At 58.0% G+C, this 21,534-nt stretch carries 19 protein-coding genes, 1 tRNA gene and 1 pseudogene; 10 read left to right on the forward strand and 11 right to left on the reverse strand.

Going from position 1 to position 21,534, the window contains the following annotated elements; genetic code table 11:
* The first annotated feature begins 3 nt into the window (after window positions 1–3).
* Window positions 4–1,074 carry a polysaccharide biosynthesis UDP-hexose transferase UppI gene (gene uppI / locus JZX89_RS08105; RefSeq protein WP_207133755.1) on the forward strand — a complete coding sequence of 357 codons (1,071 nt, stop codon included), beginning with the start codon at window positions 4–6 and terminating at the stop codon, window positions 1,072–1,074.
* Between the two features lie 2 nt (window positions 1,075–1,076).
* Window positions 1,077–2,156, forward strand: coding sequence for a polysaccharide biosynthesis glycosyltransferase UppG (gene uppG, locus JZX89_RS08110; protein ID WP_207133853.1), 1,080 nt, complete (start codon window positions 1,077–1,079; stop codon window positions 2,154–2,156).
* A 42-nt stretch (window positions 2,157–2,198) separates the two neighbouring features.
* On the opposite strand, the gene JZX89_RS08115 is transcribed toward uppG, so the two are convergent.
* Entirely contained in the window at window positions 2,199–3,269 is a 1,071-nt protein-coding gene (locus JZX89_RS08115; RefSeq protein ID WP_207133854.1) for a GNAT family N-acetyltransferase, read from the reverse strand.
* Window positions 3,270–3,794: 525 nt separating this feature from the next.
* Here JZX89_RS08115 and JZX89_RS08120 point away from each other — a divergent pair.
* Window positions 3,795–4,091, forward strand: a pseudogene (locus JZX89_RS08120) (Wzy-type polysaccharide biosynthesis protein UppW); the annotation flags it as partial.
* Between the two features lie 788 nt (window positions 4,092–4,879).
* On the forward strand, window positions 4,880–6,829 hold the full coding sequence (locus tag JZX89_RS08125; protein ID WP_207133756.1) for a methyl-accepting chemotaxis protein: 1,950 nt from the start codon (window positions 4,880–4,882) through the stop codon (window positions 6,827–6,829).
* 189 nt (window positions 6,830–7,018) lie between these two features.
* On the opposite strand, the gene JZX89_RS08130 is transcribed toward JZX89_RS08125, so the two are convergent.
* Together JZX89_RS08130 and JZX89_RS08135 are read right to left on the reverse strand one after the other, a co-directional pair.
* On the reverse strand, window positions 7,019–7,348 hold the full coding sequence (locus tag JZX89_RS08130) for a hypothetical protein (protein ID WP_153514866.1): 330 nt from the start codon (window positions 7,346–7,348) through the stop codon (window positions 7,019–7,021).
* Window positions 7,349–7,701: 353 nt separating this feature from the next.
* Window positions 7,702–7,778, reverse strand: a tRNA-Arg gene (locus tag JZX89_RS08135).
* A gap of 520 nt (window positions 7,779–8,298) precedes the next feature.
* Between JZX89_RS08135 and JZX89_RS08140 the strand changes: the two genes are divergently transcribed.
* Window positions 8,299–8,805, forward strand: a complete 507-nt coding sequence (locus JZX89_RS08140; RefSeq protein ID WP_149899937.1) for a MarR family winged helix-turn-helix transcriptional regulator — start codon at window positions 8,299–8,301, stop codon at window positions 8,803–8,805.
* 240 nt (window positions 8,806–9,045) lie between these two features.
* The gene (locus JZX89_RS08145; protein WP_153514868.1) at window positions 9,046–9,321 is read left to right on the forward strand and encodes a hypothetical protein; all 276 of its coding nucleotides are present in this window, start codon (window positions 9,046–9,048) and stop codon (window positions 9,319–9,321) included.
* A gap of 47 nt (window positions 9,322–9,368) precedes the next feature.
* Here the strand turns inward: JZX89_RS08145 and JZX89_RS08150 are convergent, their stop codons facing one another.
* Complete coding sequence (locus JZX89_RS08150) at window positions 9,369–9,830, reverse strand: hypothetical protein (protein WP_149899939.1); 462 nt, start codon at window positions 9,828–9,830, stop codon at window positions 9,369–9,371.
* Between the two features lie 92 nt (window positions 9,831–9,922).
* Window positions 9,923–10,927: a LysR family transcriptional regulator gene (locus JZX89_RS08155; protein WP_153514870.1), complete on the reverse strand. Its 1,005-nt coding sequence runs from the start codon at window positions 10,925–10,927 to the stop codon at window positions 9,923–9,925.
* 255 nt (window positions 10,928–11,182) lie between these two features.
* Between JZX89_RS08155 and chvE the strand changes: the two genes are divergently transcribed.
* From chvE to araD1, 4 genes are all read left to right on the forward strand, one after another.
* A complete protein-coding gene (gene chvE / locus JZX89_RS08160) occupies window positions 11,183–12,247 on the forward strand; it encodes a sugar ABC transporter substrate-binding protein ChvE (RefSeq protein WP_149899941.1) in 1,065 nt (354 codons plus the stop codon).
* Window positions 12,248–12,338: 91 nt separating this feature from the next.
* Window positions 12,339–13,877, forward strand: a complete 1,539-nt coding sequence (gene gguA, locus JZX89_RS08165; RefSeq protein WP_149899942.1) for a sugar ABC transporter ATP-binding protein GguA — start codon at window positions 12,339–12,341, stop codon at window positions 13,875–13,877.
* Window positions 13,874–15,070: a sugar ABC transporter permease GguB gene (gene gguB / locus JZX89_RS08170; protein WP_153514874.1), complete on the forward strand. Its 1,197-nt coding sequence runs from the start codon at window positions 13,874–13,876 to the stop codon at window positions 15,068–15,070. The genes gguA and gguB overlap by 4 nt, the downstream gene beginning before the upstream one ends.
* A gap of 115 nt (window positions 15,071–15,185) precedes the next feature.
* The gene (gene araD1 / locus JZX89_RS08175; RefSeq protein ID WP_207133757.1) at window positions 15,186–16,181 is read left to right on the forward strand and encodes a 2-keto-3-deoxy-L-arabinonate dehydratase AraD1; all 996 of its coding nucleotides are present in this window, start codon (window positions 15,186–15,188) and stop codon (window positions 16,179–16,181) included.
* 239 nt (window positions 16,182–16,420) lie between these two features.
* Here the strand turns inward: araD1 and JZX89_RS08180 are convergent, their stop codons facing one another.
* The 6 genes from JZX89_RS08180 to JZX89_RS08205 form a co-directional block, all read right to left on the reverse strand.
* Window positions 16,421–16,831 carry a VOC family protein gene (locus JZX89_RS08180; RefSeq protein ID WP_207133758.1) on the reverse strand — a complete coding sequence of 137 codons (411 nt, stop codon included), beginning with the start codon at window positions 16,829–16,831 and terminating at the stop codon, window positions 16,421–16,423.
* Window positions 16,832–16,877: 46 nt separating this feature from the next.
* Window positions 16,878–17,342 carry a GNAT family N-acetyltransferase gene (locus JZX89_RS08185; RefSeq protein ID WP_207133759.1) on the reverse strand — a complete coding sequence of 155 codons (465 nt, stop codon included), beginning with the start codon at window positions 17,340–17,342 and terminating at the stop codon, window positions 16,878–16,880.
* A 118-nt stretch (window positions 17,343–17,460) separates the two neighbouring features.
* Window positions 17,461–18,057 (reverse strand): class I SAM-dependent methyltransferase, encoded by a 597-nt coding sequence (locus JZX89_RS08190; RefSeq protein ID WP_207133760.1) that lies wholly within the window; start codon window positions 18,055–18,057, stop codon window positions 17,461–17,463.
* Window positions 18,058–18,061: 4 nt separating this feature from the next.
* The gene (locus tag JZX89_RS08195) at window positions 18,062–18,877 is read right to left on the reverse strand and encodes a transglutaminase family protein (protein ID WP_153514880.1); all 816 of its coding nucleotides are present in this window, start codon (window positions 18,875–18,877) and stop codon (window positions 18,062–18,064) included.
* 21 nt (window positions 18,878–18,898) lie between these two features.
* Window positions 18,899–19,840 carry an alpha-E domain-containing protein gene (locus tag JZX89_RS08200; protein WP_149899949.1) on the reverse strand — a complete coding sequence of 314 codons (942 nt, stop codon included), beginning with the start codon at window positions 19,838–19,840 and terminating at the stop codon, window positions 18,899–18,901.
* Between the two features lie 3 nt (window positions 19,841–19,843).
* Window positions 19,844–21,253 (reverse strand): circularly permuted type 2 ATP-grasp protein, encoded by a 1,410-nt coding sequence (locus JZX89_RS08205; RefSeq protein ID WP_174373336.1) that lies wholly within the window; start codon window positions 21,251–21,253, stop codon window positions 19,844–19,846.
* Window positions 21,254–21,534: the final 281 nt, after the last annotated feature.

Below are 21,534 nucleotides of genomic sequence, written 5' to 3' on the forward strand. Positions count from 1 at the left end.
TGAATGCGGATCGGGCGGCGGAATTTTCTGGGCGGTGCGGCGAGTGCCGGCCTGTTGCATGCCATGGCCGGCCCGGCCCTTGCCGCGCAGAAGAAGACGCCGGTCAAGACCGCCCCTTATGGTGCGGCGGTTTACCTGCCGGATCTTAATGCCGATAGCCGCATTGGCGAGGCTGTTGTCAAATATTGCTCGCGCATCACCCCGGTTACCGAAATGAAATGGGAGGTCATGCGGCCTTCCGCTGATGTGTTCGATTTCGCCGCCGCGGATGCAATCGCCAACTTTGCGCGTCAGCACAAGCTTTCCATGCACGGACATCCGCTGATCTGGTATGCCTCCAACGCGCCCTGGCTTGCGAGTGTCGGTGGCAGCGGCAAGGTCGAGAAGCTGATGGAGACCGACATCGTCAAGGTGATGGAGCGTTATAAGGACGTGATCCACAGCTGGGACGTGGTCAACGAGCCTATCCCCGATGTGCCGGGCAATGTGCGCGCGCGGCGTGATGCCTGGTATTATGGCGCAGGGTCGGACGCCATCAAGAAGGCCTTCGATATTGCCCACGCAGTCGATCCGAAGGCGCAGCTTGTTCTCAACGAATATGATGTGGAATTCGCCGTCGAAAAATCACCGGCCAAACGCGCGGCCTTCCGCAACCTCATTCTCGAACTGCTTGAGAAGGGCGCGCCGATCAACGCCATCGGCCTGCAGGGGCATCTGCGTGGCGGCTGGCCGATCGCCAAGGATGAGCTTGCCGCCTTTGCCACGGAAATGCGCAGCTACGGCCTTGCCGTTCTGGTGACGGAGCTGGATGTGATGGACCAGACGCTGCCCGGCCCGGAGGCCGAGCGCGATATGCTGATCAACGGCCAGGTCCGCGATTTTCTTGAAGCGGCCTCGGCGGGTGGCGGGCTTTCCTCGATCACGACATGGGGTATTTCGGACCAATATAGCTGGATCCGCTGGGCCTATCCGCGCCGGGACGGTACGGCCAACCGGCCGCTGCCGCTGGACTGGAGCTTCAACGAAAAACCGATGATGGCCGTCATCAACGAATTCCGGAACCGTGGTGCATGAGCATGAGTGCTGAAACGTCGCTTCCTCCCGTACGGAAAGCGCTGCAGATCAACCTGCATCCCTTCGATGCGCCGCATGCGGCCCTTACCCTGCCGCATCAGCTGCGGGTCTGGGGCGGTCAGGTGGACCGCATTCTTCTGACTGTTGATACCGGGCAGGTCGGGGCAGGCCGTTACAAGGGCAATGGCTTTGATGCGGCCAGCAAACGCCTTTTTGACATGCTGGAGGAAATGCAGACCAATTATCCGCATCTGCATGTGGATGTGGTTGATTACAGCGATGCGGCGCGCAACCTGGTGGCAAAGACCTTCTTTTCGTGCTCGCCGATCCCCTATCCGGCCAAGGCCTTCGATGGGGGGCCGTTTCATGTTTATTTCTATGGGCTGAAACGCGCCAACGCCCGCTATGTGCTGCATATGGACAGTGACATGATGTTTGGCGGCGGCAGCCAGAACTGGTTCGAAGAGGCCGTTGCCCTGCAGAAGGCCAACCCGGATGCGCTTTGCATCACGCCGTTTTCCGGACCGCCGACGGTGCGCGGCGATCTCGATATTTCCCGCCATGTCGGCATGCCGGGGGTGAGGAATATTCCAGAGCCGCGCAAGCTGCCATCGCGCATTCCCACATGGCGTTTCGCCACTGTCTCTACGCGGCTTTTCATGATCGACATGGACCGCTTCGCTAAACGGATCGGCTCGCTGGAACTGCTGCGGCCCGATGCCAAGCGGCGTATCCGCTCCTATGCCTATAATCAGCAGCCGGTGTCGATGCCCGCCGAAGAGGTGCTGAGCACCAACATGATGCGCGTGGGCGTGCACCGGCTGGATTTTCTCGGGACGGGAAAGGGCATGTATTCGTTGCATCCGCCCTATCGCTCGCCGGAATTTTACGCGGCGCTGGGGTCGATCGTCGAGCGTATCGAAAAGGGCGACGTTCCCGAAGGACAGCTGGGAGACTTCGATATCAACGGCTCGATGGTGGACTGGACCAGCGCGCTGGCGGCCAAGACGCGCTCCAAACGTTATGCGAAGGCTCTGCGCCACCTGATTTCGGCGAATGTCCAGCGTTTCACCAAAGCGTAAAACGCTGCGGCCTGCCTTCTGCGTCAATGGCGAAGGGGCGGCTCAATAGTCGGTTATCAGCTTGCTCCAGCTTTCCGAGCACAGCCCGCCAATATAGATGTCGCCGGCAATCGCCCGGTCGCGCAGCGCTTCATCCCGGGTTGCCATGCAGAAATATCCGTCATGGCGAAAGCTCATATGGTTCTGGCGGTATAGCGCGTTTATGAGAAACGGCTGCGACATGCCGGTGACGTGGGCGTAATTCTCGTCGTCGAAATGGTGGAACAGGGTGTTGAGCACATCGTTTTCACGACCGGCATCGCAGACGAGGTTGAGCACATAGGCGGTTCGTCCCGGCTGGCCAAAAAACAGGGCGGCGCCCATGACATGGCCTTCGGCGGTCTCGATCGTCAGGCTTTTCAGCTCACCGAGGCTCTCATTGGCCCTGCTCATCTCTATCAGCCAGTGGAACTCCTCGTGAGACCATTCCGGACGAATGGAAAACCGCTCGATCATCGTCAGCGCCTTGCGGCGGAATGTCTCGAAATCCACGGTTCTTACCCTGGCGCCGGCGACCCGATGCGGCCTCAGGCCTTTTTTCCATGATCGCAGGATGCCGTCGATAAATCCAAGCGCCGACAGGGCAAGGGTGGTCTTGGCCAGTTTCGAGCGTCGCGGCATACGCAGCGCAATCGTGCAGAAGGGCTTGAGAGCCTTGTGCCATTGCAGGCTTTCGATCGGCATCATGGTGCCGCCGGTCGTGACCCAGTGATCGGCGCTGACGGGGGAGGCCGTGTCCGAAAACAGCATGTCGTGTTTCGTTGCGCGCATGCTGCGAGACAGGCGGGCAGCCCCAAGCGAGCCGAGTTTCCCATCCGATGCGAAAGCGCATAATAATCTGGCGGTAATGGCTTTTCCATTCGCGATGAACCGCATGGGGACCGCGAGGATGACGCTTGTGACCCTGTTCCCCCCCGCATCGTAGACGACACTGCCGTATTCCGGATCAAAGGCGGGGCTGCTGAAAAACAATGTCTCGACATAGGAGCGGAAATCGAAGTTTCTCACACGCCCGGTCTTCTTGAAAGCGCTGTTGAGCACTGCCTCGACCGCCTCGACATCGTCCTTGCGCATGGGGCGAATGCCGGCCGTTCCGGGCTTTGCCGGGTACCGTGTCGATTGACCGCTATCGCCATCGTCCATGTTGGTGTGTCTCGGAACGTCCACCTTATGTCTCCAGCCTTATGCGCAATTATGAAATCAACTCAAGGGTACATCTTGAGTTGTTAATATACGCTAAAGAGAGCCTTGGGCCATACCCTCAATACTCCGAAATGGCTCGTATGTTGCGCAGATGGAAGTAGTTTATTCGAGGGTATATTTCGTTATGATATTAATAAAATCAAATATTTGATATGAATTCGCAAATTTTTTTCCCGGCGAAAATCCCATCACTTCCCAAACTAACCTCCAGAATTGGGCTCCATTTCTCTGTCAGCGGGTCTATCTCTTCATCACAGAAGAAAAAGACGGAATTACTATTCTTCCGTGCATTATGCATAACTAAAAAATAGGATTTTTGCTGGATATTCCTGTGACGGGGATGAAGCATCGGATACGATGTGTGCTGACGTGGAAAAAGGAAGAGAAAAACCCCTTATGGATGCAGCGGACGACGGACAGGGGCGTGGCTATTGGCAGGACGCATTGTTTTATGTGACCTTCCTTTTTTTCACGGTCGGTTTTTCGCCCTATATCTCACTTTCCTCCACCTATCTGGGCTCCGCCATGGCGGCCGGGTCCAGCCTGCTGAACCAGCTGACCGCGATCATTCTGTTTTTCAGTTTCCTGGCGTTCATGGCGAAGGAACGGTCGTTCTCCATTCTCTTCATGCCGCGCCTGCTGATGGCGGCGATTTTCGGCTGGTTTGTTTTCACCTCGCTGGTGGGCGAAGCGCTGGAAACGCTGTTCTTCCTCAGCATCGGCTTCGTCTGGTTTTTCCTCATCGTTGCCGTGATGGGCCTGCATTTGCAGGCCAATGCCAGCCTTGTCGAGGATGAGACGGGGCCGGCACCGGCGCGAAGCGGCGGGGACGAGGCAATGGTGACGAAACCTCTTTCGCAGCAACCTTCGCAGGCTGTTCGTCACAGCTGATATTCGTTGGAATATGCGCCATACGGCTCATATTTGGCAGCGCCCACAATCCGCGGTTCCGTTGTGGCTGGTCTTGCGGCATTGGCCGCCGTCTTTCGGCGCTGGGCGGTGATGCGAAAGCACGGTCTTTTGCCCGAAGCGCATGAGGTGCCGGACGGCAGGGGATGCGTGCTGCAGGCACCGACTTTGTTTGGCGAGGCAGGCTGCAAAAGCTCTGTTACTGCTTTCCTATCTTATATTTTGCTGACCGCACGGACTTGAAGGAATTGTAAAGTTTTTGACTATAATCATTTTACCAGACAAGAAATGGCAGCCGGCATCCGAAAATCAGCCCCTTTCCATTTTTCTCGAAATGTGGTCCGGCGCGCCCGCTCGCTGGCGGGCCGCCCGCGTCTCACGAATGGTAACCTGTCGATATCTGAGGAACAGGCATCACCCTTCGCGGATGCAGGCATGATGCAAATTGCGGCCCGAGCCGATGATGCGTCTCGTGAAGCCTTGATGATCAAGGCGTTCGACGTGCAATGTCAGTCTTGCCGAACACCTCCGGCACGGGGAAGGAGCGGCTTTCGTTGACGTGAGGTTTCACCGTGTCCTTTCTTCAAAATACCAGCATCCGCACCAAAATCCTGTCGCTTATTCTGCCGCTCTGCGTCGTTGGCCTTGGCGCAACCGCATTCATGTCCAACCGCTACAAGGAAGCGGATACGGCCTATTCGTTCTTCATCGCCAACGACAACGCCGCTCTGGTGGAACTTGCGCGCGCCAACCGAAATCTCGCCGCAGTCGCTTATGGCGCCTATCAGGTCATGGCCTATGACGCGGCCGGGCCGGATATCAAGGTCGCACGGGATTTCTACACCGAAAGCAAGCGGCTGCTGGTGATGCGCCTTAACAATGTGAAGGCGGCATTTCCGGAGGAGACGACTGCCATTGACGGGTTTCTTGCAAAGTCGCAGGAGATTACCGCAATCACGGACAAGGCGGTCGAACTAGGCCTGGCCAATCGCAACGAGGACGCGGCAGCTCAGATGCTGAGGGCCGACGCCTCCATTCGCCCGACCGCTGACAATTTGGCGGCGCTGCTGGAAAAGCTGGTCAAGGGCGTTGCGAAGGGAAGTGGCGAGCTGACGGCGGAGACCAATTCGACGATCCTGACATCACTTGCCGTGATTGGATTTGTTTTCTCCATCGGCGTCATTCTGGCGATTTTCGTGGCGTCGCGTGGTATCACCACGCCGATCGCCCGTTTGCGCGAGCGCATGGTATCGCTTGCCGGCGGCGAGACGGCGGCGGAAATCGACGGTACGGGACGCGGAGACGAAGTCGGCCAGATGGCCCAAGCCGTTCAGGTGTTCCGCGAAAATGCGATCGAGCGCATTCGCCTCGAGCAGGAGACGGAAGCCAATCGCAGCCTGTCGGAAAAAGACCGCATCGAGCGTGAGCGGCAGAAGGCAAATGAAGCGGCCGACGTCAAATTCGCCGTCGACAATCTCGCAGCCGGCCTCTCGAAACTGTCCGAAGGCGATGTTTCCTACCGCATCGGCCAGCCGTTCACGGCGACGCTGGATGGCGTTCGCAACGACTTCAACATGTCGGCTGAAAAGCTGCAGGGGGCGCTGACCAAGGTTGCACAGAATGCCGGCGGCATCGGTGCCGGCGCAAACGAGATCAAATCGGCCGCTGACGATCTGGCCAAGCGCACGGAACAGCAGGCCGCCGCCGTGGAAGAAACCGCCGCCGCCCTGGAAGAGATCACCACCACGGTGCGCGATTCCACCCGGCGCGCCCAGGAGGCCGGCCAGATCGTCAGCCGCGCCAAGGCGGGCGCCGAACAATCCGGCGAAGTGGTGCGCCGCGCCGTGGTCGCCATGGAACAGATCGCCAAATCCGCCAATGAGATCAGCAATATCATCGGTGTGATCGACGAGATCGCCTTCCAGACCAACCTTCTGGCCTTGAATGCCGGTGTGGAAGCGGCGCGTGCGGGTGAAGCGGGCAAGGGCTTTGCCGTGGTGGCGCAGGAAGTGCGCGAGCTTGCGCAGCGCTCAGCCAGTGCCGCCAAGGAAATCAAGGCGCTGATCAACACCTCGAACGATCAGGTGCAGCAGGGTGTTCAGCTGGTGGGTGACACCGGCAAGGCGCTGGCGACCATCGTCTCGGAAGTGCAGGAGATCAACCGGCACGTCGTCTCCATCGTGGAATCCGCACAGGAGCAGTCCTCCGGCCTCCAGCAGATCAATACGGCGGTCAACCAGATGGATCAGGACACGCAGAAAAATGCGGCGATGGTGGAAGAAACCAATGCCGCAAGCCACAACCTCGCCAAGGAGGTCGCGTCGCTCAACCAGCTGCTCTCGCAGTTCAGGCTTGCCGACGTTGCCTATCAGCAGAAGAGCCAGCCCGCGCCGGTTCGCAATGCCGGCGGCAACGACAGGCCGGTAGCATCCCCCGTGCGCGCGCTCGGCCGCAAGATCGCATCCGCCTTCGCGGGCAATGCGGCCGTGGATACGTCAAAGGACGACTGGCAGGAGTTTTAAGCGAGGGTTGACCGCGCCCCAACGGGTTCCCACCGGAGATGATGGCTGGTCGGGCCAGACATCCGGGCCGTGACCCAAACATGCCGCGCAGGCCTGATCTCTTGCGCGGCATGGCTGAAGATACGGAGGGAGATTGTCTCGCCTTTTTCGCAGCCACTACCCTGGGCCGGCCGGGCGCAGTGTTGAAAATTACCTGCCCTGCATGGCGCGGATAAAGGCCGGGCTTGTGTTTGTAAAATCGCTGTAGGTGATTTTCTTGCTTGCTATGGCGTTGATCAATCGTGTGCAAAAGGTCAGATCGACATTGCTTTTCGGGCTGACATTCATGTTTTTCGCCACCACGGTCCTAACGCCTTGAGGGTGTTTTCTAACGCCTTCGTAACAAGTGTTCATGACATCACGCTTGGCGGCGGGACTTCCGCTGATGATTTCCTGCCCCCGATTGAACTCGGCTTCGGTCATGCATCCTGAAAGAATGAATACGGAAACGAGCATGGCAATTTTTGCTTTGGCTTTCATAAAATAAATTTCCCTATTTTCTTGTGGGATAATACATGCAGAATCATCATATATTTTGAAAAATTACAGTTTTGATATGCCGAATGTGGCTTCGGTTCACCATCAATACTGGAAGGTATATTCCGGTTATTACAATGATATGTCCGTAACCTTGCTTGCGAACGAGATGATGCCCGAACGGCAGGGAAACCTCGCGGCTTTTCTCAATTCTCCACAGAATCGCGCGGACATCCTTGCCAAGATCGCCGAAAACTTCGCGTCTCGTCGAGAATAAAGGCGAGCATTCAGCTTCACTGCGGGTCACTTTGGAACGGGCAGTTTTACGCGTGGCGAAATGTTGAACTTTGAGGAAATGGCGCACCCGACAGGATTCGAACCTGTGACCTTTGGAATCGGAATCCAACACTCTATCCAGCTGAGCTACGGGTGCAGCGGTCACGCTTGAATCGCGTGCAGCGGTTGGTTCATACCCCAGCTTTCTTTCCGCATCAATGTCTAAAAATCAGAGATTTGCGAAACATCACCTGTTTTTCCGCCGGGGTGGGGTGCGATTTATTGTGGGGTGTTGATGCCTTTCTGCTGGTTGGGGAAACAATGCGTCGTTTGGCGTATTGCTTTTTTTATTGAAATCGGGTTTCCCCTATAAGTAGTATGTTATCGTCTGATGCGGCGGCTGTTTCGCCGCCACCATGGGCAGGTGGCCGGACGGGCGCAAAGCCTTTCAAACACGGCGCGGCGGGCGGCGTCATACCCTCAAAATCGGCGGGTAAATAGTGATACTTTTCCCGGCCTCCGGATGGCGGCCTGGAAGCGGGATTTGGATTTTTGCGGATTAACTGTCAAATTATTATACAATATTAGTATCATCTACATTTATTTAGGATACAGTTTTGGAACGTTGTCGGTTATGATTTCGGCAGGGTAAAGGGACGAATCAAGCGGGGGATCGGATGGCTTTGCGATTGGCACATAGCAACGGGCCGCGGGCGGAAAAGGCCGAAAGCGACGGAGTGGAACCGGTGCATCTTACGGCAATTGACTATGGATTGTTGGCGACGGCGATAGGCTATCATTTGCGGCACTCGCAACTTGCCGTGGCAAACGGGTTTTCAGATGTGCTGGCGGAACGGGGGTTGCGACCGGCCGATTTCTCAGTTCTCGTCATTGTCGGCGGCAATCCGGGCCTGAAACAGAGCGATGTGGCGGAAGCGCTGGGCATCCAGCGCGCCAATTTCGTCGCGATTGTCGACAACATGGAAGAGAAGGGTCTGCTTGTCCGCCGCCGGTCGGAAGAGGACAGGCGCGTTCATTTTCTCGACATGACCGAGGAGGGCAGCCGCCTTCTCGACAGCCTTTCCGATTCATGGCGCGACCGTGAGGAAAAGCTGATCGACAGGATCGGCGGCAAGAAAGCCCGTGACCAGCTGCTATCGCTGCTCGGACGTCTGCGAGGCTGAACGCCGCTATCGCCGATGGAGAAGGCTCTGGGGCCGCGCGACCCGGAAATGCGGGTCGTGCCGGTTTCCCGGCCGGTTGGCTGTGCTTGGGGATTTGCCCTTTCACGACAGCCTGATTGGTGACGGCTCGATTTGCGTTGCAATTTTCCTGTGAAACGGCCAAGACGACCTGCATATGCCTTTGGTCACTCGATGCCGTAAGCGCGCGGTGTGCCGAAAAAGGCCGGAAACGGGAACGCCATGCTGAACATCGATACCAGCCATCCGCTTTATCGCCCTTTATGGGTCAGGTTGCTGATCGTCGGCTTCTGCGCGGCCTGGGCTGTAATCGAATTCGTCAATCGCGAGTTCTTCTGGGGAACGATCGTCGGCGGCATCGCCGCCTATGCGGCCTATGAACTTTTGGTGAAGTTCAAGCCTGTGAGTGCCGATGATGCGGCCAAGGCTGGTGCGGACAAGACCGTTTCAGAAGAACCCGCCGATAGCGCGCCCGTCGATAAAAACGACGCTGGCTGAAAGCTGCATTTCCCCCGGCAGGTGCGTTTCGCCTTGCATTCCATGATTTAAGTTCTCAGCATCCGGATCGCTTGGTCGATCAGCAGGTTTGCCGCGGTCATGCGCAGGGTCGCATTGTGCCGGAATTCCGGTTTCACCCCGTCGGGGTGGTTGAGGCGGGCGAAAGCGCGGCGTTTTTCCGCAAGCGTTGCGGCGGTGTCGGTTTCATGGATCGCCAGTTCCACTGACACATCTGCAAGAGATGTCTTTTCGAGATGCGCCGGCATGGGTTCCGGCTCTGGCTCTGGTTGGGGTTCAGGCGGGGGCGCGGGGTCGGCCAAGAAGGCGAGATAGGCGTCGAGGCCGCCGTTTCCCGGTTGCGGTGCAGCAGAAGGCGTGCCGACGACGAAGCTGGAATTGAAACCGGCGATGCGATGGCGGGCAGGCGGCGGCGGTTCCGCGGCTTCCTCTTCTCTTTCCTGCTTCAGTCTTTCGACGACTGACTGGAAGACGGATTGTCCGAAAAGCATGCGGCTGTTTCCCCTGCGCCGACCCTGATAAATCCGGCCTGTTTACAGGATGAAGGTGGTGTCTGGCTTGCCTCCTGTCATTGCCATGTCCATCACGGGCCAGTCAGCTTTCGGCTTTCATCCAGAACCAGATCGTAGAGCAGCCGGGCGCTGGGCGGCAAAACGCGGCCCTTGGTGGTGATGATGCTGTAGGGCTTGACGACAAGTTCGAAATCCGTCGGCAGGATGCGGGTGCGGCCGATATCGGCCTGCTGACCGGCCACGAACTCGGCCATATCCTGCGCGATCGGCGCAATCGCATTGGTGTTGCAGATCAGCGCAAGCGTCAGAAGCATGGATGGCGTGTTGATGATGTTGCGTGGCATGCCAACGCCGTGGGTCAGGAACACGTCCTCCATCGTTCTGCGCAACAGGGCGCCGGGCGGCTGGAAAACCCAGTCATAGGCGGAAAGATCGCTCAGCGTTACCGGTTCGCCGCCAAGCAGGGGATGCCCGTCGCGAACCACCAGACAGGCGCGCTCGATGCCGATTTCATGGATGGAAAACAGGCCCGGGTCGAAATCATCCGGAATACGGCCGATGATGAAGTCGTGACGCGCTGCCAGCAGCTCCCGGGCCAGCACGTTGCTGCTTTCCACCTGCACATTGATTTCGATGCCGGGATAGGTGTCCGTCGCCCGTTTGATGGCGGGAACCACAAGGCTGATGGCGGGTGCTGTAACGGCGCCGATATAGACCGAGCCACCGCTGCCGGATTTCATCTGGTTAAGCTCGCGGCTCGCTTCACGCAGTTCCAGCAATATGGTGCGCGCCCGACGCGCCAGCGCCTCGCCGAACTTCGTCAGCACCACGCCGCGGGAAGCCCGTTGACAGAGCGGGCTTTTGACGATTGCTTCCATTTCCGAAAGCATGCGTGATGCCGCCGGCTGTGTTATGTTCATGGCGGCTGCGGCGGCGCTGACCTGGCCGTGCTCCTCGATCATGACCAGCATGCGCAGATGGCTCATCTTTAATCCGGCGCGCAGAAGCGGGTTGTCTTCAAAGACGAAAAGCGCGTCCGTTGTTTGCGTCTGCTCATACACTTTCTGGTTGCTCATGCGCTGTTTTATACCCCTCAACGATTATTGTATCGATTTAATATAGCAGAATTGATATAGGTAAGCCGATATATTCTATTTGACAGTTATATGGATTCAGAACAGTTTGCGGGATGCCGGGGAGGAGCGGCATCTGTTCCGTTTCGCAGTTGCGAGATTGGGATGGGGCTTAGTGCGGCTTCTTCCTCTGACGGCATGAATTTCATGGTGCGGCGCAGCATGCGGACACCAGAGAAGGGTTCAAGGGAGAGAGTTATGAAGTCCATTATTTCGCTGATGGCGGCTTGTGCCATCGGTGCTGCTTCCTTCGCAGCGCCGGCTTTTGCGCAGGACAAGGGTTCCGTCGGCATTGCCATGCCGACCAAGTCTTCCGCTCGCTGGATCGATGACGGCAACAACATCGTCAAGCAGCTGCAGGAAGCCGGTTACAAGACCGACCTGCAATATGCCGACGACGACATTCCGAACCAGCTGTCCCAGATCGAAAACATGGTCACCAAGGGCGTCAAGGTCCTCGTGATCGCTTCGATCGACGGTACCACGCTGTCGGACGTTCTGAAGCAGGCTGGCGAGCAGGGCATCAAGGTCATCGCTTATGACCGCCTTATCCGCAACAGCGGCGACGTCAGCTACTACGCAACCTTCGACAACTTCCAGGTTGGCGTTCTGCAGGCGACTTCGATCACCGACAAGCTTGGCCTGAAGGACGGCAAGGGTCCGTTCAACATCGAGCTGTTCGGCGGTTCGCCTGACGACAACAACGCCTTCTTCTTCTACGATGGCGCGATGTCGGTTCTGAAGCCTTACATCGACAGCGGCAAGCTGGTCGTAAAGTCCGGCCAGATGGGCATGGACAAGGTCGGTACGCTGCGTTGGGATCCGGCAACGGCCCAGGCTCGCATGGACAACCTGCTGTCGGCTTATTACACCGACGCCAAGGTTGACGCCGTTCTGTCGCCTTACGACGGTCTGTCCATCGGCATCATCTCCTCGCTGAAGGGCGTTGGTTATGGTTCGAAGGACCAGCCGCTGCCGATCGTTTCCGGTCAGGACGCTGAAGTGCCGTCGGTCAAGTCGATCATTGCAGGCGAACAGTATTCCACCATCTTCAAGGACACCCGCGAACTCGCGAAGGTTACCGTTGACATGGTGAATGCCGTTCTGCAGGGCAAGGAGCCTGAGGTAAACGACACCAAGACCTATGAAAATGGCGTCAAGGTCGTTCCGTCCTACCTGCTGAAGCCGGTTGCAGTCACCAAGGAGAACTACAAGCAGGTTCTCGTTGATGGCGGTTATTACAAAGAAGACCAGCTGAAATAAGCCTGAAGACACATGCGGGGATGACTTGGCGTCATCCCCGTTTTTCCATAAAAATAAAAACGCCGAAATTAATCGGGCGCTGGATTGCGATATGGCCAATACCATTCTCGAAATGCGGAACATCACCAAGACGTTTCCGGGCGTGAAAGCGCTGGAGAACGTCAACCTCAAGGTAAAAGAGGGTGAGATCCACGCACTCGTCGGTGAGAACGGCGCGGGAAAGTCGACCTTGATGAAGGTCCTTTCCGGTGTTTATCCCGCCGGCACCTATGAGGGCGAAATTCACTACGAAGGCGCTGTGCGAAACTTTCGCGCCATCAACGACAGCGAAGATATTGGTATCATCATCATTCACCAGGAGCTGGCGCTGGTGCCGCTCCTGTCGATTGCCGAAAACATCTTCCTTGGCAACGAGGTCGCCACGAACGGCGTCATCAGCTGGCAGCAGACCTTCAACCGGACCCGCGAACTTCTCAAGAAAGTGGGCCTGAAGGAATCGCCGGAGACGCTGATCACCGATATCGGTGTGGGCAAGCAGCAGCTGGTTGAAATTGCCAAGGCATTGTCGAAGAGCGTGAAGCTGCTCATTCTCGATGAGCCGACCGCTTCGCTGAACGAAAGCGATTCCGAGGCGCTGCTCAACCTGCTGATCGAATTCCGCAAGCAGGGCATGACCTCGATCATCATCACCCACAAGCTCAACGAAGTGCGCAAGGTGGCCGACCAGATCACCGTGCTGCGCGACGGCATGACGGTGAAGACGCTCGACTGTCATCAGGAAGAAATCAGCGAGGATGTCATCATCCGCAACATGGTGGGACGCGATCTGGAAGATCGTTATCCGCCGCGCGATGTGCCGATCGGCGAGACCATTCTCGAAGTAAAGAACTGGAACGCCTACCACCAGCAGCATCGCGACCGGAAGGTGCTGCACGATATCAACGTCACCGTTCGCAAGGGCGAAGTCGTCGGCATCGCCGGGCTGATGGGGGCAGGGCGCACGGAATTCGCGATGAGCGTTTTCGGCAAGTCCTACGGCCACAAGATCACCGGCGACGTGCTGATCGACGGCAAGTCCGTGGATGTCAGCACCGTGCGCAAGGCGATCGATGCCGGTCTTGCCTATGTCACGGAAGACCGCAAACATCTCGGCCTGGTGCTCAACGACAACATCATGCACAACACCACGCTTGCCAATCTGGCCGGTGTGTCGAGTGCCAGCGTCATCGACGACATCAAGGAAATGAAGGTGGCGAGCGATTTCCGCACGCGCCTGCGCATCCGGTCTTCGGGCATCTTTCAGGAAACGGTCAATCTTTCAGGCGGCAACCAGCAGAAGGTTGTGCTGTCCAAGTGGCTGTTCTCCAATCCTGATGTGCTGATCCTCGACGAACCGACCCGCGGTATCGATGTCGGCGCGAAATATGAAATTTACACCATCATCAACCAGCTCGCTGCCGACGGCAAAGGCGTTCTGATGATATCATCGGAAATGCCCGAACTGCTCGGCAATTGCGACCGCATCTACGTCATGAACGAAGGCCGCATCGTCGCTGAATTGCCGAAGGGAGAGGCGAGCCAGGAAAGCATCATGCGCGCTATCATGCGCTCAGGGGAGAAGAACTCATGAGTTCGGCAAACACAACAAGCGAAGAAAGTAACGTCATCTCGGTCGCATCCTATATTCGCTCCAATATCCGCGAATACGGCATGTTGATCGCGCTCGTCGCCATCATGGTTTTCTTCCAGTTCTACACCGGCGGCATCCTGTTCCGACCGGTCAACCTCACCAACCTCATCCTGCAGAACTCGTTCATCGTCATCATGGCGCTGGGCATGCTGCTGGTCATCGTTGCCGGGCATATCGACCTTTCGGTCGGCTCCATCGTCGCCTTCGTCGGCGCGATTGCGGCCATATTGACCGTGCAATGGGGCATGAACCCGTTTCTGGCGGCGCTGATTTGTCTTGTCATCGGCGGCATCATCGGTGCGGCCCAGGGTTACTGGATCGCCTATCACCGCATTCCGTCGTTCATCGTGACGCTGGCGGGCATGCTGGTGTTCCGCGGCCTGACGCTGTTCGTGCTTGGCGGCAAGAATATCGGTCCTTTCCCGACCGATTTCCAGATCATCAGCACCGGCTTCCTGCCTGATATCGGCGGTATCGAAGGTCTCAACACCACCTCGATGATCCTGACCGTACTGATTACGGTAGCGCTGTTTTATCTGGCGTGGCGTCGTCGCGTGGTGAACGTGAAGCATGGTATCGACGTGGAGCCGTTCGGTTTCTTCATCGTGCAGAATCTGCTGATCTCCGGCGCTATCCTGTTCCTCGGCTATCAGCTGTCCACCTATCGCGGTCTGCCGAACGTCTTGATCGTGATGCTGGTGCTGATTGCGCTTTACAGCTTCGTGACCCGTCGCACGACCATCGGCCGCCGTGTCTACGCCATGGGCGGCAACGAGAAGGCGACCAAGCTTTCCGGTATCAACACCGAACGTTTGAGCTTCCTCACCTTCGTCAATATGGGCGTGCTGGCCGGTCTTGCCGGCATGATCATCGCGACCCGCCTCAACTCGGCAACGCCGAAGGCCGGCGTGGGCTTCGAGCTTGATGTGATCGCGGCCTGCTTCATCGGCGGCGCTTCGGCATCCGGCGGCGTTGGCAAGATCACCGGCGCGGTCATCGGCGCGTTCATCATGGGCGTCATGAACAACGGCATGTCGATCGTTGGTCTCGGCATCGATTTCCAGCAGATGGTCAAGGGCCTCGTGCTGCTCGCCGCCGTGTTCTTCGACGTTTACAACAAGAACAAGGGCTGATCGGCCCACCCAAATCGCAAGTCAAAAAAGTGGCCGGTTTCCGGCCACTTTCATAAGATGCAGGCGCGATGCGCCACAGAAGATAAGGCGCGTTGCGCCGGAGGAAGGAAATCCCGTGCTTATTTCACAGATCAAAGATGCCAGTGGCAAAATCATCGTAGCGGTTCGCGAAGATGGCGGACAGGCGCAGGCGGTCAAGGGCGCCGTGTCGGTTTACGCGCTCGCCATGGAAGCCGCGAATGGCGGCAAGAGCCTTGCCGATGTCGTGTCCGCCCATGGTCTGGGCGATGCCGTTGATCTCGAAAAGGCCTATGCCGAAGGTCGCTTCCTGCCGCCGATCACCCATCCCGATCCCGCGCATCTGCATCTGACCGGCACGGGCCTCACCCATCTCGGCTCTGCCGCGACCCGCGACAGCATGCACAAGAAGACTTCGGAAGCCGCCGAGGAAAGCCTCACGGATTCCATGAAGATGTTCCGCATGGGTCTGGAAAACGGCAAGCCCAAGGCCGGCGAAAAGGGCGTGCAGCCCGAGTGGTTCTACAAGGGCAACGGCCATGTGGCAGCGGCACCCGGTGCAGCACTCACATCGCCGTCCTTCGCGCTCGATGGCGGCGAAGAGCCTGAGATGGCCGGTATCTATGTGATCTCCGACAAGGGTGAAGCGGTGCGTATCGGCTTTGCCGTCTCGAATGAGTTCTCCGATCACGTTACCGAGCGGGTCAACTATCTCTATCTCGCCCATTCCAAGCTGCGCCCGGCAAGCTTCGGCCCGGAAATCCGCGTCGGCGTTGCCCCCTCCGATATTCGCGGCACCTCGCGTATCCGTCGTGGCGACAAGGTCATTTTCGAAAAGCCGTTCGTTTCGGGTGAGGACAATATGTCCCACACCTTCGCGAACCTCGAATATCACCACTTCAAATACGGCCTGTTCCGCGCCCCCGGCGACGTGCATGTGCACATGTTCGGCACCGCGACGCTGTCCTTCGCCGAGGGCATCAAGCCGGAAGCGGGCGACGTGTTCGAAATCGAGGCCGCCGGTTTCGGCCTGCCCCTGCGGAACCCGCTGGCGGTGGACGCGGAAGAAGAGATTGCTATTCGGCAGATTTGATCTGCGGGTTAGAGCATTTCCAGTAAAAACGGAAATGCTCTAGACGTTAAATTGGTTGAGGGTGGGTTACCTGCATTGCTTCCCCCTCGACGTCATCCTCGGGCTTGTCCCGAGGATCTGTAACCGATTGATTTTGCACGACGTGGTTAGATCCTCGGGACAAGCCCGAGGATGACGTCGAGGGAGGAGCTGCCGTCCTTTCCTCTTCTGTTGTATGACGGGCAACTTGGGCTTTCGGTTCAGGCGAGCCCCCAAAGCCTGCCTTCCCCCACCTCCACGGAATTGCCCGCCGGGTCGCGGATGTAGACGGAATAGCTGTCATTCGGCCAGCGGTGATAGTGTTCGACTGCAATTCCGAGTTCTTCGAAGCGGGCCTTCCAGCCGTCTACTTCCGACTTGTCTTTCGCATAAAAGCAGAAATGGCCTTGCCCGACCACGCCATGGCGCGGGATCGGATTGTCGGGATCGGCCCGGCGCGATTGCTCCGGATCGAAGATCAGCAGCACCTGCCGGCCGCATCTGAAGAAGACGAATTGACCGGGCAGCCTGCGCACCACCTCCAGCCCGAAAACATCGCGGTAGAAAGCCTCAGCTGCGTCGAGATCATCCGCGTAGATCGCGGTTTCCATAATGGCGGCTGGTGGTTGCATGGTTTCCTCCGGTACTTCATGGGCTGGCCGTGTGGTGTCAGGCGGCTTATGTTTTGGTGCTATAGGTCAGCACCGTCAGATCGTGTTTGCCGACGCCGCGTTCCAGAACGGTCCAGCCGCAATTGATGTAATAGGTTTCAAGATTGCGCTTGCAGCAGAGATAGCTGGTCTCGTGACCAAGGTCGGCGGCCCTTTGTGTCGCGGCCTGCATCAAGGCTTTTGCGACACCTGAGCGTCGGCGGCCTTCTTCCACCCAGAGGGCGGCAACCCATGGCAGATATTGCGGGCGTTCCTCCAGATCGGAATGGATGAGGAAGGCGGAGCCGACATAGGCGTCGCCGTCATGGGCGACGAAGCCGGTCGGCAGAGCATGGGGGGTGGTCATGTCCTTCAGGTGTTCCTCAACGTCGCCGACCTGAAGGCCGCTATCCTGCCACCATGCCGTCCAGACGCGGTTGGCGATTGTGGGGCCATGGGACTGGCAGTCGCGATAGTCGGAAATGCTGTACAAGGACGTCTCCCGGCCGGCTTTCTTCCCGCAGGCTGAAGCCGGATCATGCTTGCAAATCGATGCGGCGATTTAAACGGTCGAGGCGTGCTTTCGCAACCTGCAAGTTCTTCGGAAAGGATCAGGACTTAGTTGCCGTCACATGCAGCCAGTCGGTCGGCAGCTTGTCATAACCGCTGCCGTGCCGGGATTCGATCTCGACGCTCGTCCATTCAAATTGCCGGTAGAGATCGTCGAGCCAGGCTTTGGAAGGATAGTTGTAATAACGGCCCAACGTGTCGCGGCCTTCGGCTTCTCCTGCCTTGAAGCTGGCGTAAAAAACGCCGCCCCGCTTCAGCGCCGTGTGGATGCGGCCGATAATGGCGGGCAGGGCGGGGCGTGGCACATGCAGCAGGCAGGCATTGGCCCAGATGCCGTCATACCGTTGCCTGTCGTCAATATCTTCGAACAACAATGTCGCGACGGGAATGCCGAGCCGGGTTTCCGCCGCCCTGGCGATTTCGGGCGTTCCATCCGTGGGTTGAACATCGAAACCGACCGCCAGCATGAATTCGCTGTCCTGCCCGCCGCCACACCCAAGTTCGAGGATGCTTGCGCCATCGGGAAGGCGCGACAAAAATTTTTCCAGATGCGGGCGGTCCGCCGCCTGTCCTCTCGAGGTATAGGCGCCAGCATTGTCGGTATAAAAACCGATGGTTTCGTCGTCCTTGCCGGCCATGGTCTCAGCTCTGCGATTGGCTCTGTGACTGCTGCACGGTGACGGAGACGTTCAGCGTTTCGCCGGCCGGACCGATGCGCATGCCTGATATCGGTGCGCAGTCGCGGTAGCAGAGGCCGGATGCGATGCGCACGTAGCGGTCGTCAGGGCAGATATTGTTGGCGGCGTCGAAACCGACCCAGCCAAGCCCTTGCAGATGCACCTCGGCCCAGGCGTGGGTTGCCGTCTGTTCCGCCACGTCCTCCATCATCAGATAACCGGAAATATAACGGGCCGGCAGGCCCATCAGCCTGGCTACGGAAATCAGGATATGGGCATGGTCCTGGCAGACACCCTTGCCAGCCTCCAAGGCCGCTTCCGCCGTGGTTTCGATGTCGGTCGAACCGGGAACGTATTCGACCTTTTCATGGATCTTCTCCATGAGGTCGTGCAGGTGGGAGAGTTCGCTGTCGCCCGTGCTGGCCTTCGCCAGTTCGCGCACCAGTTTTCCGGGCTTGGTGAGCGGGGTTTCGCGCAGGAAAAGCCACAGCGGCGCATTGCCGGTGTGGGTGCCGAACACGCCGGCCTTGTCTTCAGTATTGACGAGGCCGCTTGCCACCACCTTGACCTTGCGTTGCGGACCTTCCGTTTCCACCAGCGCGACCCGGTTGCCGAAATGGTCGTCATAGGTCACTTCGACGGTGGCGCCGTCGACCGAGACGTCCCAGTTCTCCACCGTCTGGCAGGGGCCGGTCTGCGGTGTCAGCCGCAGCCGCTGCAACGCATAGGGCATCGGCTCGTCATAGACATATTCCGTCGTATGGGTGATTTTCAGACGCATAAGCTGTTCCCGTCCACGCGCTTACAGATAAAAGCGGTAGCCTTCCGTGATTTCCTGTCCCAATTGTCCATTGCGGTTGACAAATCTCTCCAGAAATTCGTGCAGACCTTCATCCATGACGCGGTCGATCGTCGTCTTGCGCAGGCTGTCGCGGATGCTCTCGGCCGTCTCGTGCGCCTTGTGCCTTTCGCTGTAATCCTCGGCGATGTAATTGAGGTTGCTGGCGATCTTCTCGTAACAATAGGCGAGCGAGCGCGGCATGCGGCCATTGAGAATGAGGAAGTCGGCAATATTGGCCGGCTTGTATTCCGCATCATAGACCCAGCCATAAGACCGATGCGCCGAGACCGAACGCAGGATGGATTCCCATTGGGCATTGTCGAGCGAGGAGCCGACATGCGCGACCGCCGGTAGCAGTACGTAATATTTAACGTCCAGAATGCGGGCGGTGTTGTCGGCGCGCTCGATGAAGGTGCCGATGCGCGAGAAATTATAGAGATCGTTGCGCAGCATCGAGCCATGAAAAGCGCCGCGCACGAGACCGGCGCGGTGTTTGATGCCGTCGATGGTCTGCGGCATGTCCGCCGCCTTCACCCGGCGAGCAAGACTGCTCTTAAGCTCGATCCAGAATTCATTGGTCGCTTCCCATGTCTCGCGCGTCAGCGCCGTGCGCACCATGCGGGCATTGTTGCGGCCCGCCTCGATGCAGGAGAGCACGCTCGAAGGGTTCGCCTTGTCCCGCAGGAGATAATCGATTGCATCCGCCGTCGTTACCTTGTCGTGCGTTTCGAGAAAGGCCTCGCGCACGCCGGCGCTCTGCAACACGCCGTCCCAGTCCTCGTCGCCGCTGCCGGAGCGCGTCAGCGAAACGCGCAGGCCCGCATCGATCAGCCGGGCGATGTTTTCAGCGCGCTCGATATACCGGAACATCCAGTAGAGCCCGTTTGCCGTTCTGCCCAGCATGGCTTAATCCTCCAGTACCCATGTATCCTTGGTGCCGCCGCCCTGGCTGGAATTGACCACCAGCGAGCCCTCCTTGAGGGCAACGCGGGTCAGTCCGCCGGGAATGATCTTCACCTTGTCCGACACCAGCACATAGGGACGCAGATCCACATGGCGCGGGGCGATGCCGTTTTTCACCATGATCGGCACGGTGGAAAGCGACAGCGTCGGCTGCGCGATGTAATTGGAGGGGCGGGCTTTCAGCTTTTCCGCAAACAGCGCCCGTTCCTTTTTCGTCGAGGTGGGGCCGACCAGCATGCCGTAACCGCCCGAACCGTGGACTTCCTTGACGACCAGTTCGGCAAGGTTGTCGAGAACGTATTTCAGGCTGTCCGGCTCCGAACAGCGCCAGGTCGGCACGTTTTCCAACAGCGGCTTGCGGCCGGTGTAGAATTCGACGATCTCGGGCATGTAGGAATAAACCGCCTTGTCGTCGGAAATGCCGGTACCGGGGGCATTGGCGATGGTGATGTTGCCGGCGCGATAGACATCCATGATGCCGGGCACGCCGAGCGCTGAATCCGGCCGGAACGTCAGCGGATCGAGGTAGTCGTCATCGACGCGGCGATAGAGCACGTCGATGGCCTCATAACCGCGGGTGGTGCGCATCTTGACCTTGCCGTCCATGACACGCAGGTCTGACCCTTCCACCAGCTCCACGCCCATCATGTCGGCGAGGAAGGAATGTTCGTAGTAGGCGGAATTATAGATGCCCGGGGTGAGCACGGCCACACGCGGCTTGCCGGTGCAGCCGGGGGGTGCGAGCGAGGCGAGCGACTGGCGCAGCAGATAGGGATAGTCTTCGACCCGGCGCACCTTGTTTTCGTGGAAGAGCTCCGGGAACATCTGCATCATCGTCTCGCGGTTTTCCAGCATGTAGCTGACACCGGAGGGCGTGCGGGCGTTGTCTTCCAGAACATAGAACTGGTCTTCGCCGGTGCGGACGATATCGGTGCCGACAATGTGGGTATAAACGCCGCCGGGCGGGGTGAAACCGATCATTTCCGGCAGGAATGCGACATTCTTTTCAATGATTTCGCGGGGAATGCGACCGGCGCGGATGATTTCCTGCTTGTGGTAGATATCGTCGAGGAAAGCATTGAGGGCGAGAACGCGCTGTTCGATGCCTTGAGCCAGTTTGCGCCACTCACGGCCGGAGATGATGCGCGGGATAATATCGAAGGGGATCAGTTTTTCTGAACTGTCGGCATGGCCATAGACTGCGAAAGTAATACCGGTTTTTCGAAAGATGTTTTCCGCGTCTTTTGATTTCTGGATCAGGTGCGACCTGTCCTGTCGGCTGTACCACTCGTTATAGTTTTCATATGGGCTTCGCGGCGTGTCGTCCGCATTTATCATTTCGTCAAATGCCAACTTCGATGTCCCCTTTTTTACCATATGAATACAAGGCTAAATGCAATGCAAGAACTATGCGGAGCTCCCGATGAAGATTTTTTGTCGCCCTAGAGTTTTAAAAAAGAAGCGTTTTTTCGGTTTCAGCCTATAAATGCGGCATCGTCAAAATGGTTGCGCGGCGCGGCAGGGTGGAAGGGCATGATGGTGCTGTGTGCGCCGTGGGCGAATGCACAAAATTTGTTCGTTCGTTTTCGGTTGATGGATCGCGGATGCCGCATCAGAAAAACTGAAAGATGCGA

Source organism: Agrobacterium burrii, assembly GCF_017313405.1.
In the GTDB taxonomy this organism is placed as follows: Bacteria; Pseudomonadota; Alphaproteobacteria; order Rhizobiales; family Rhizobiaceae; genus Agrobacterium; species Agrobacterium burrii.